At 31.5% G+C, this 12,308-nt stretch carries 10 protein-coding genes; all 10 read left to right on the forward strand.

All coding sequences use genetic code 11. The features are described 5' to 3' along the window. The first annotated feature begins 3 nt into the window (after nt 1–3). The 10 genes from TY11_RS01230 (at nt 4) to TY11_RS01275 (ending at nt 12,222) form a co-directional block, all read left to right on the forward strand. Nucleotides 4–2,604, forward strand: coding sequence for a hypothetical protein (locus TY11_RS01230; RefSeq protein WP_042142090.1), 2,601 nt, complete (start codon nt 4–6; stop codon nt 2,602–2,604). Then, a complete protein-coding gene (locus TY11_RS01235) occupies nt 2,555–4,183 on the forward strand; it encodes a hypothetical protein (protein WP_042142091.1) in 1,629 nt (542 codons plus the stop codon). The genes TY11_RS01230 and TY11_RS01235 overlap by 50 nt, the downstream gene beginning before the upstream one ends. Further along, nucleotides 4,170–5,891 carry a YcaO-like family protein gene (locus TY11_RS01240; protein ID WP_042142092.1) on the forward strand — a complete coding sequence of 574 codons (1,722 nt, stop codon included), beginning with the start codon at nt 4,170–4,172 and terminating at the stop codon, nt 5,889–5,891. Before TY11_RS01235 ends, TY11_RS01240 begins: the two co-directional genes overlap by 14 nt. Next, nucleotides 5,869–7,218 carry a hypothetical protein gene (locus tag TY11_RS01245; RefSeq protein WP_042142093.1) on the forward strand — a complete coding sequence of 450 codons (1,350 nt, stop codon included), beginning with the start codon at nt 5,869–5,871 and terminating at the stop codon, nt 7,216–7,218. The genes TY11_RS01240 and TY11_RS01245 overlap by 23 nt, the downstream gene beginning before the upstream one ends. 72 nt (nt 7,219–7,290) lie before the next feature. Further along, nucleotides 7,291–8,109 carry a lantibiotic dehydratase C-terminal domain-containing protein gene (locus TY11_RS01250; RefSeq protein ID WP_042142094.1) on the forward strand — a complete coding sequence of 273 codons (819 nt, stop codon included), beginning with the start codon at nt 7,291–7,293 and terminating at the stop codon, nt 8,107–8,109. Beyond that, nucleotides 8,096–8,815 carry a nitroreductase family protein gene (locus TY11_RS01255; protein WP_042142095.1) on the forward strand — a complete coding sequence of 240 codons (720 nt, stop codon included), beginning with the start codon at nt 8,096–8,098 and terminating at the stop codon, nt 8,813–8,815. The genes TY11_RS01250 and TY11_RS01255 overlap by 14 nt, the downstream gene beginning before the upstream one ends. A 5-nt stretch (nt 8,816–8,820) precedes the next feature. Continuing rightward, nucleotides 8,821–9,714, forward strand: coding sequence for a hypothetical protein (locus tag TY11_RS01260; protein ID WP_042142096.1), 894 nt, complete (start codon nt 8,821–8,823; stop codon nt 9,712–9,714). 41 nt (nt 9,715–9,755) lie between these two features. Then, complete coding sequence (locus tag TY11_RS01265; RefSeq protein WP_042142097.1) at nt 9,756–10,664, forward strand: ABC transporter ATP-binding protein; 909 nt, start codon at nt 9,756–9,758, stop codon at nt 10,662–10,664. Then, on the forward strand, nt 10,657–11,415 hold the full coding sequence (locus tag TY11_RS01270; protein ID WP_042142098.1) for an ABC transporter permease: 759 nt from the start codon (nt 10,657–10,659) through the stop codon (nt 11,413–11,415). Before TY11_RS01265 ends, TY11_RS01270 begins: the two co-directional genes overlap by 8 nt. A 60-nt stretch (nt 11,416–11,475) precedes the next feature. After that, nucleotides 11,476–12,222 (forward strand): class I SAM-dependent DNA methyltransferase, encoded by a 747-nt coding sequence (locus tag TY11_RS01275; protein WP_042142099.1) that lies wholly within the window; start codon nt 11,476–11,478, stop codon nt 12,220–12,222. The last annotated feature ends 86 nt before the right edge of the window (nt 12,223–12,308 follow it).

Genomic DNA, 12,308 nt, shown 5'->3' on the forward strand with positions numbered 1-12,308 from the left:
ATAATGAATGTAAATCCTTTTGTGTTAAAAAGAGAAAATATATTAGAAAAAAGCGCAATAAGACATGAATTTGATACCGGTATTTTTCAGGAAATAGATCATTTAGAAAAATTATTAAACAATTCCCGTGAGAAAATTATTGACAATCTTAATGAACTACTGAAGAAAACAAATAATTCATTAATGTTGAATTCCATTAGATATCTAAGAAAAAATAAGTTTCATAGATTTGTTAATAGTTCTTATGAGATACAAGAACTCGTTCCAGAAATTCTAAATGAAGAAATTGTGAAATTTAATAGTTTGTTTAATCAATATATTTTTTTAACAGAGAGTGCAGAATCTATGTATAGCAATAGTTTGACAGAAGTGAGGCAACGATTTATAGATATCTTGAAAGAAAATCCTTCTATATCAAAAGGATTGCACATGGTTAACCCACAGATTTATTCTAAATTAACATCCTATATACATACACCTCTTGAGGAGCATAAAAGTAAACATCGTAAGATAGAAAGTACGTTATACAATTTCATTAGTCGATCAGCTCTTAAAACAAGTCCTTTTAGTGATATAACAAATGTTGGTAGAGTTCAGTTCTCTGATCGTAATATTGTCGCTGAAAACTATCATAAATCCGTTTCGTTAAACTATACGTTTGTTTATAAAATGACTTTCTATTATTTATATAATTCCAATCTATTCATTGAAAACATTACTTATACTATTCCACCGTTTTCCATTTCTACAGAAAATGGACAGCATTATATCGAGTTCCTTTCAAAAAAGGATAACACCGAAAGAGCAAAAGTGTATCTGTCAGAGGAACGCTTAGGAAAGTTGAAGATACCAAAGTCCCTTGTTGACCTTTTCAATGAGAAGGATATGGATAACAATTTATCCTTTGATGAACTTCACTCGGTACTAGGGAAAGAAATTCCAAAAGAAAAGATCCGTTTTATTATTCGCAACTATTTAAAAATCGGATTACTAATACCTGTAATTGGATTTAATGAAAAAAATTATCAGGCTTTAGTTGAAGATATTAAAAATAAGTTAATTCACATATTAGAAGAGAAAGCCTACATCAAACTAATCACCTATCTTGATGAAATATACGAAACTTCCAAGCAAATATCTTCTGCAGGAGATATACATGAAAAACATTCCTACTTTAAAAGACTTAACTCTATTTTGAAAGAAATTAAAGATACAACAGGTATTAATTTTTCTTCTAATCAAGTCTTTTATGAGGACGGCTATTATTCCGATGTAGAATTTATGGAGAGTAAGGTTTTGAATCAATTCTTGAGTCCACTCAAGCAAATACAGAAATTTACACTAATCTTTGATACCAGTATTAGATTACGATATGAATTTGCTGCGAGATTAAAAAGCTTAGGTATTCAGGATTACCTAGAAATGGATAGTGATTTTTTCTCTATATTGTTTGAATTATCAAAGGATATGATGAACTATTGGGAAAATCCAGCATATATTGCCTCTGAACAGTTTCAATCAGAAGAGCTAAGGGAATTGGACAATTTAAAACATAATTTTATAGAGGATATAAATAAACTTTGTAAAAATGATACGTCAAGTTCTATTGACATCAAAGATTTGATTGATACATATATTCAAAAAATACCCGATAAGGTCCGACTGGAAAAAGGAATAAGTACTGGTGTCTTTGCTCAAATCAATCAAGACAACCTAATCATAAATTCGTTATATGAAGGGCAAGAAAGATATTTGGCTCGATTCATGAACTATTTTAAAGACTATTTACATGAGGATGACGACTATCAGAATTATATAAGAGATTTTTACGATGATAACAACTACTACGAATTAACAGACACATACGGTTTTAATGGCAATGTGAAGGAACAAAGACTTAGTAGAGAATGCTACACACTTGGGGTTGGAACTCGTAGATTTACAATGGAGAATGATGAATCTCTTCATATGGTGGAAGACTTTAAAGTGGACATACATGACAACTTATTAAGATTTATTGATAAGAATGGTAAGGAAGCAAAAATTTGTTTCAGAGGATCCCTTTCTCCAACTTATATGCCTGGGTATATTGCGATATTACTACAGATGTTCACATCTGGGGCAATGTATTACAAATTAGGCGAGATGGTTAAGAAAGAACATATTCCTAGAATAACGTATGACAATATTATTCTTACTAGAAAGAGAGTTTGTTTAACATTCATTCAAGATGAAATAACTAGAAAAGAAATGGAAAGTGATTTTGAGTATTACAAACGTTTAAATATAGTTTTCTCAAAATTAGAACTTGATAAAGAATTCTTTATTGTAATTGATCGAAGCACACAATTAAATGATGAGGAGCTTCTTAAGTTTAAACCTCTCTATATTAATATAGAGAATCCCTTATCTGTTAAAGTATTTGAAAAAGAAGTCGTCGATGGATTTGATAAGTCCGTATTAAAATTATTATTTATGGAAGAGTATTTAAGTAATTCTGGTCCCTATGCGAAAGAACTAAATTATGAAATTTATCAGAAGGGTGGAGAGGAAGATGGAAGGATTCTTAATCTTGAATCGGCAAAATTCAATGGTTTATTTTGATGAAAATAAAAGTATTATTAAAACGTATTTTAAAGAGATATCCATTGAAACGTCTCAGGAACAATATGAATTACTAATAGAACTACTAAATACCTCCAGAAGTGAGATTGCAATTCGTGATCTACTAAAAGAATACGAAGATGAAAAATATGTAATGAAACTATTAAAAGTATTATATGATGCTGGATCCATCTTAATCTATCCTACTTCTTATAATTTATCAAACTATTTCCAATATAGTTGGTTTAGGGTGTTATTACAATATCTACCTACGAATAAAGATATTCTACAAAGTTGTCGTTTGTTGGATGAAGTATTAGTTTACATCACCCCAGAAGTGGATCGACAATTTCCTGCATTAAAAGAGTTGTTAGTTGAAAATGATGTAACTGTTTCCCGAGAAATGAGAGGAGAACTTAAGAATAATGATTGGGTCATCAGCATGGAATATGTCGATACACATCAACGTGTCATCGAGTTATCTTTATCAGCTGACAAATTAGTCGGTATAAATCGTACTAACAATCAAGCACCATATAATAAATCTATGATGGTTAAGGGTAATATGCTTTCTAGGGAATCCCTACTATATAAAGTGGGTCCATATTATGCCATGTTGTACATGATAAAATCTATCGTTGGCATATCCCTCTCAACTTTTTCCTTAAATAAAGAAGGAAAGTTTTATGAATATGATTTAGATATAGAAGATTACAAGCAAACTGTGGAAGAGTTTTCTTTTCCAGAACCAACACATTCTAAGGGAGACTTGGATTATATTGGGGATTTTGAGTCGTTCATTAATCGGAATCCAGATATACCGATTTCTGTTTCGGGTTGGAAGGATCTTCATGGTGACTTATTTCAAATGGGATTCGCTACCTATTCCTTAACTGATAGTGTAACAAAAGATACTTTTGTATATGCAGGTTTAGATTACATTGAAACAGCCATGAAATCTATTGTAAACGGTCTATCTTACTATTTGAATAAGGATTTAAAACAAGCAGATTGGATGGTGTCTACTCCAGATTCTTATTATCTGGATAAAGTGCTATTACTATTACAATCTGTGGAAGAACCTTACACGATTTATAAGATTGAGCAAACGAATTATCCCAATAAAAAATTATCCCAGTATTTACATACACTTAACATTGCTCCGGAATTTTTTGTTAAGAAGTATAGCAACTCCAATTCGTATACAGTCTACCTATACGATAGGGAAAATGACAAGTTGTATACAGATGGAAAAAAGACGTTAAATATGGAACATAAAATGTTTGAGTTGGCATTACATTACATCTTAATAAAGAATAATCCTCAAAAAACAATTTCAACTATTATAAGACCTACTGCCCATTCAGAAATAGAAGATTTATTACGAATGGATTATAGTGTGTTAAATAGTTTTGAAGCACCCGACGAAAAAAGTTTTATAGAGAATGGATTACGTTTATTTAAGCATTCTAACCTGCACACAGTAGAACATGCATGGAAGTATGAAGAACAATTAAGCGAATTAAATTTGGTTGTTCGAAAGATTGAGGTGAAGACCTATCAAAATGTTAGCGTCTAGGGAGAAGGGTTTAGTTACTTATGAAGTTAATCAATTTACTGTTGTAGCATACGAGTCTCATAAATTAGGTTGCATAGAATGTGTTCGAAAAAGGATTGAAGACAAAGGTTTATATCATACCTCTTCATTTATGCGTGAAATGGATCAACTTGATTTAAAGATATTGGAACAATTAAAGCAGGAGGTTATTAAGGAAGAAGGACATTACTACTATGCATATAATCTACTGACGAAAGAAATTAATAAGTTGCTAATGATTAAATATCCTCAATGTAATGTTTGTGCGGAAGAAGAAACAATTAGACTGCTAGAGGAAAATGCTATTATTCCAACAAACGATATAATGAATTACGGATATAGAACAAAGTCATTTGATGAGACAATTCGTGTTTTTCTTAAAGATATGGATAGTTTTTTACATCCATTGTTCGGTCTTTTTGACACACATAGTCGGAACATTTCGGATAGTATGCCGCTTATCAGTTTGTACGTCACATTAGGAAGAAGAAAATTTGATGCACATGGTAGACAAGAAACCTATAAGGGTTCCTTCTTTACAGCTTTGTTAGAAGGGCTTGAAAGGTTCCATGGAGTTGCCCCTCCATCAACAAGTGGATATTATGCTAGCGAACAATATCTTGCGGAGCAAATGGAAGATTTTGTATCGCTTTATCGATTTAGTCATTTACCTGAATCATTGTTCTCAGAAGAATTTGTGCAAGTTGAGCAATATTCAAATAACACTGATATTTTTTGGCGATATGCGTATTCCTTCAATCAAAAGAAGTATATGTTAATTCCGGAAGAAGTTATTTACTTCTCTACACATGACTTTTATGATAAACCACATAATAAAAGGTACCTACTGGATAGTTCGAATGGTATTGCCCTGGGCTCAAATACGATTGAGGCAGCTCTTGGTGGAATATTTGAGATTATTGAACGGGATTCCTTTTTAGTTCATTGGTACTCCAAATCCAGTCCAATAAAAGTAGAAGGAATCACGAATCTAGGAAATAAAAACATCAATTTGATGATTGCCTACTTGCAATCTATCGGATATAAGGTCCATATATTTGATGTAACCTTGGAAAGTGAAGTACCTTCTTTTTGGGTTTTAATTGAACTAGTAGAAGATGATGAAGAAAAAATTGCTTTTTATACAACAGCTGGGACACACATTAATCCTGAGGATGCTATCGAATCTGCACTTGTGGAAGCGTCAACATCAATACGCTCGTTCATGATGTATCAAAAACGAATATACAAAGGTATTGATCCGACTGACTTTGTAGAGGATTATAAAAAAATAGAGAAGCTCGAGGACCATCTTTACTTGTATTCATCACCAAGGATGAGATTTGCTTTTGATTTTGCTATTCAAACTGATCTGGTAATGGATGCTAAGGAATTGATAAAAAAACGGTCTACCTATTTAAACAGATTTTCAAATCAAGGTGAGCTATTTGACGCACTTATTACAAAGTTAACGAAACATCATGAAATTTACCAAGCTAATTTATCAAGTAATACCTTAAAAAATCTAGGCTTAAATTGTGTGAAAATAATTGCTCCAACCATGCAAAATATAGGATTTGGTTATTTGTACCAAAATATTAATCGCGACAGAATTAAACAAGCTGTCGTGTTAAACGGTCTAAATGGCGAAACTGAGGTGATGAATCGTGAACCACACCCTTTCCCATAATACAAGTATTCGTAAATTAGAAACGGAATATTATCAGAGTTACTCCGCTGATCGCTATATAAATACGGACGATTCCAGCTTTCATATTCTGACCCCTTTTAACAAAGAATACATCAATAGAGACAACCAACATCATGGTCATATTGAACAATATATACAGTTAATTAATGATGTAATTGAACATACGCTTAAGATAAAGAGATACGATATTCTGAGTTATTATCATGATCACAATAATTCCCCATCTGTAAGGAGTCTACACACGGCAAAATTACTATTTCTTATAGATGGATTGTTCTACTATTACAATATTTATGATGATCAATTGTTGCTTGTCTCGCATAGTGAAATAGATTCAAGTATTTATAAGAGAGATAGATTATACATTTTTGGTTTAAGTGATGTACTAAATCTAACTAGATTTTATAGTGAATTTTCTCTTTATGCTTCATTTCTTGATGCTGGGCACCTTTTATATAATGTGAAAAATGTCTTAGTAAATAAAAACATAGACTTTCTTCAATTTAAGAAATTTAATAGTAAATATTTATTTGAAAACATCAATATTGATTCGCGTTATTGCTATGCATCGTTTGCTATAGAAATTAGTCCTGAATATAAAGAAAATCAAAAAATGGATAAGAAAGCTTATGTAACGGCCCGTGATAAGAGGTTATCTGTCGCCCATAATGAATTGAGACCAACAAAGTATTTAGAAGAAATTCTAGCACATTATAATAGTTCAATAGATATGGAAGAAAGTTATGTTAATACTAATCATATTCCCTCTTTTCAATTAACCTCAAAGTTAATTAGAAATTCTGCACATACAACGATTGGGAATCATAATTATGGGGAAAAATTTGGGCAGTTTAATCCAGTAGACGTACTTACTATTCTTAAGAAATCGAAGAGCTTATTCTCGAGCAATGGGATGGAGTATTGTTTCCTAATAAAAACAGATAAAGGAGAATACGTTTATTGGTCAGACATAACATGTACTAATTTAGCAATTGATTTTCGAAAGATAATGTACGATGATCATAAATTTTTTGATTTTAAAACCTATAATATTGTATTTCTATGTTTTTCTGATCGGAACAAGGTGGTGGAAAATGGCTTAAAGAATCACCTTATTCCAGCATCTGAAATGATGCAGTTAGTTGCTTTATATTCTTCTTCTGTAGGTTATGCATTTAGACCAATGAAAAATCATCATGATCATTATTTGAAAAATATCTTAACACTAGGTGAGCAATACGAAATAAACTTTATGGGAGTAGTCTGTAACTCGCCTATTCAACAATTGAGTTACTATCTAAAGTAAACGCATAAATAAATCGAACCGAGTTTTCGTTTACATGTAATAGGGTTAATCAAATTAACAAGGAGCGGTAGAATGTGGTATTCCCTTCACGGATTTATTCATGATTTTAAAGCATTAGATGATTACTTAAAATCAGACTTCCAAGATGTAATCCAAGATGATATCGAGACATACTTTTTTATTCGGTATTGGTTAGGTGGACCCCATGTTAGGTTACGCTTTACATGTAAACCGGAAGATTATCCAAAGGTCAAAAAACGCTTTGAAGAGTCAATCGCCAATTTCTTAGCTCAAAGAAATGTGGACCTAATAGATTATAAACATTTCTATCAGAACACTGCATTAGAAAATGAAAATATTACGCATACGTATTGGTGTGAGCACGGTTCTGTCGTTGAGTTTGAGTATGAACCTGAATATGAACGATATGGCGGTAGAGAAGTGATGGGAAATTCCGAACAGGTTTTTTATGAGAGTAGCATCCTAGCTAATAAGCTAAATAAAGTTCCTTTTGGTAGAAGGATTATAGTAGGTTTGGACCTTATTTACTTAACATTCCAACTAGCAAGGGCAAACCATACTATTTACGGAAATTATGCAGACTTTTGGCGGAATTATGGTTCTGGTGGAGAACTAATAGATAGCTTTGACCATACATTGAAGCAGAGACTAAACCATTTACAAAAACATCAAGTTAACCAGTTTGCAATGTATAACGATTATTTTGATTGTATAAAAAGTAATGATATTCACAAAGATATATCCATCCTTATCTCACATGTTCATATGACTAATAATAGACTTGGGATTTTTCCTGCAATTGAACATAATCTAGCATTATTTATTGCTAATAATGTAGAAGTAAAGGGTGAGATAGTTGAAAAGGCATGATCAACTTTGGGACTTGACTGGTAAAAGAAATACATTAAGAGAGTTATATCATCATAATGCAATGATATCAGAACATTATCATTCCTTACGAATTAAACCGGTAAAGAACCATCGGAAATGGGATTTACTTGAAGCAATCCCCTTAAAAGAACCTAAAGCAGAGTCCTATCTGGAACAGATGCTATTTTCACGTCGAACAATAAGGGAAGTGAGTGGTAAAGAGATTGATAATGAATTTATCTCAAAACTATTAAAATTTAGTGTGGGGATTACTGGGAGTACAGCTAATGGCTATCAGTTATTTAGTTATCCATCTCCAGGAACTACTTATGCAACAACTGTATTTATTTCAATTGCACAAGAAAAACATAAGTATATTTACCGTTATAACGCTTACGATCATTCACTTGAGAAATTTTCAGAGGACGTGGATCGGAGAATCTCAGATGTAATTTATGATAAGAAGTTGTCGGAGTTCCCAATCATAATATTTTTAGCAAGCGACTATCAGTTAATAGAGGAAGTATATGGAGAAATCGCATATCGACTACTATGTTTGGAGATGGGGCATATGGCACAAAATATATCACTTTATAGTTTAGAAAAGGAGTATCACTCAGTATGTATAGGAGGGTATAATGAGTTACTGTTTAAAGAAATGATCGGAAAACAATATGATTTACACTATGTTGTAGTTGTGGGGTGAACGAGTTGTATTTAGTCTTAAGAGCACAATATACCGTTATAGATGCAAAAGAATTAATACTATCACACCTATTTGAAGATAAACACCATACTATAAAAATTAGCAGCAATATAGATAGAGAACAATTAATCCAGAAATTATTATACGGATTCCGTATACCCATGGATATAAATGAGATATCCCAAGAAGAAAAATTCATTATAAAGATAAGTAAACAATTAAAGGATTCAACCTTATTAACGGAAGAGAAAACAGAGTATCGAAGACAAATTAATATGCGCGGGGTTCTTTTGGCAGCTAATAAGAGCGGTGTTTATCATTCTGTCATTAAGGATTACTTCAACACGTTTCATGAACAAAGAATTTATACCCTAGGAACTAATCAGGAACTACATTCCTATTTTCTAAGGGAAGGATTATTTCAAACTAGGTCAATAACAAAAGAGGATCTAACTTCAACGGACGAGAGAAGCATTATCCTAATTAATGAAAAGGATTTGCCTACCATTCAAGGTGAGAGAGATAAAAAATATCTAGTATATTCACTAGAAAGCTTAAGGGTAGGTCCTCTTCTCATTCCGGGAACGACGATATGTTTAAAGTGCTACAACAATAATTATCACCTACAAAGAAATAACGTTGAGAATGGATATCCTGTATATTACCAAAACTTTATATTGAATTTTCTTGTTAATACGGTCTATTTCTGTCTAAATGACTTGCATAACTTTTTAGGAACAGATGTGGGGCTTCCAATAAGAAAGTATTATCAATTAGCTAATCCCTATTTATCTATATCTGTTACAGATGTCTATAAAACTAGTAATTGTAGTATTTGCTTCAGTGAGAATGCAGTTAATGAGTTCATGTATGATGAAGCTAAAAATGTACGAGTTTAATTAGTTATTTATAAAAAAAAAATTCAGAGTGGGAGTTAATTATGATAAATATACGGGAACTATCAAAAAATTATGGTGAAAAACAAGTCTTAGAAGATATCAATTTAGATGTTAATGATGGGGAGATATTTGCAATACTTGGTCATAATGGTGCGGGTAAAACAACACTTATTAAATGCATCATGAACCTGGTTGAATATAAAGGAGAAATTACTTACGCTTTTCCAAAGGAAGATTTGTATAAGAATATTAGCCTACAAATGCAATCATCTGTTTATGAAGAAGGTGCAAGAGTTTACGAGATATGTAATCTATATAAGCAGCTTCAAAAAAGTGATGTTGACCTAGAGGAATTATTAGATGAATTCGGTTTATTATCTTTCAAAAAAAGTAATATAAATAGCCTATCTGGTGGAGAAAAGCAAAAGTTATCGATATTACTAACACTTATTAACAAGCCAAAAGTAATCATTTTTGATGAAATTACAACTGGTTTAGATATAGTAGCCAGAAGAAAAGTATGGAGCCAAATAAAAAAAGTGAATCAAGATTACGGCACCAATATCATTTTAACTAGTCACTTTTTAGATGAAGTGGAATACTTAGCTGACCAAGTTGTTATCTTGGAAAATGGGAAAGTATCTTTAACAGGTGGTGTTAAAGATATTGTGAAGCAAACATTTGGAAATAAGAAAAATATTAGTTTTAAAATACCTAGTGTAGTTCCAAATTTAGAGGACAACTCTTTCAGCTTAGATTTTGGGAATGTAGTGAAAAATGGCGATAGATATTATATTGAATATGATTCACAAGATGAAATAATAGTTCTAGAAGAGGTTAAAAAAAATAATGCTACAGATATCTATATAAAAGACTTTTCATTTGAAGATGCTTTCTTAAAAAATTTAGGATATGTCATAAACGAAAAAGGAGAAATTACACATGAATAAGATGGTAGTGTTTACTAAATATCAGACAAAGCTTTTGTTGAGAAATTATAAAACTACCGCTATTGGATTTTTAATGCCTGTATTGATGTTTGTAATTTTTAGTAATGTATTTGCAGATTTAGAAATTACTGGAACTGAATATACTATAGTAGATTATTTACTTCCTGCGTTTATTCCAATCATTATAATTAATGCCGTTATTGTAATTTATGGACACTACTATTCTTTATATGAAGAACAAGGAAATCTATTAAAATATCGACTTCTAGGGTTGAATAATGTTTCCATCTCATTTGGTATATTTCTAGCCACTCTTATTTTTCAAATACTAGCAATACTAGCACTGATCGCTACGGCTATTATTTCGTCAGATGTTCCTATACCATATGACAACGTGTTATCAGTTCTGGTTGTTTTAGCGGTGATTAATTTATTTCAATTTGCAATTGTGTATTTGGTTTCATCCATAACGACAAAGAGTGCGACATATCAATCGATTTCTATCATATTATTTAACTTTCAGATGTTTTTAGGGGGATTAACGTTTCCACCTGAAATGTTTCCAAATTTTTTACGTACAATCGTAGAGTTTGTTAACCCTATTTATTATGGCTTAATAGCAATGAGGGGTGTATGGACTGAAAAAGCAAGTGTATTTTCTTATTATCAAGAAATAGGACTTTTAGTATTATTAACAGCTGTTTTTATTGTTTTTGCGAATTTTGTAAAGCAAAGAAGAGCATATACTTGATTCCTGTTATTGTTTAATACGCACTATTACGGGTAATATTTTATAAGGGGGATACGTAATATGATTTATGGAAAGAATTTTGCAGATGTTTATAGTAAACATTTGATTCACTTTTCGATACAGGTTGCCCCAAGAATATTCAAATTACTTTCAAGTAAAAACACAAACAAAGAAATCTTGGATTTATGTTGCGGAACTGGCCAACTAGCTTATTATTTTCTAACAAAAGGTTATAAGGTAACAGGAATTGATTTTTCTGAAGATATGCTCTACCATGCCAAAAAGCTGAACAAGTCCTTTATCGAAACAGAGAAAGCAGAATTTTATTGTGATGATGCAAGATATTTTTCATTGAATAAAAAATACCCCAATATTGTTTCAACGTATGATGCTTTAAATCATTTAGAAGATGATTTGAGTTTACAACAATGCTTTCAACAAGTATTCGAACATTTAGAAGAGAACGGAATATTTATTTTTGACCTTAATACGAAATTGGGTTTATCTAAAGGGGGAACTTTTATAAGGGAGGACGAAGCAATATTTAGTATCATCCAAAGTATGTCTGAACCTTCTAGAAATAAAGCATTTACAAGGTACTACGGTTTCGTAAAAGATGACTCTTCCCATGTCTATTATAAATATGATGAGGTCGTTTATAATACCATCTACAAAATGGAAAAAGTCAGGGAGTATCTTTATGATACTGGGTTTGTTTCAGTCGAATTTGCACATTTAAATAATTTACTTAAAAGGGTTGAAGAGCCAGAGAAAGAGGAACGGGTTTTTATTATTGCAACAAAATAGTAGTGAAATGAGTTTCACTTACACTAAGCTTGGAAATAATTAGAATGATCAAAGGGAGCCAATCTTTTTTTTGTAAATAGGAAAGT

Origin of the sequence: Paucisalibacillus algeriensis (assembly GCF_000577245.1) — a bacterium.
GTDB lineage: Bacteria > Bacillota > Bacilli > Bacillales > Amphibacillaceae > Ornithinibacillus.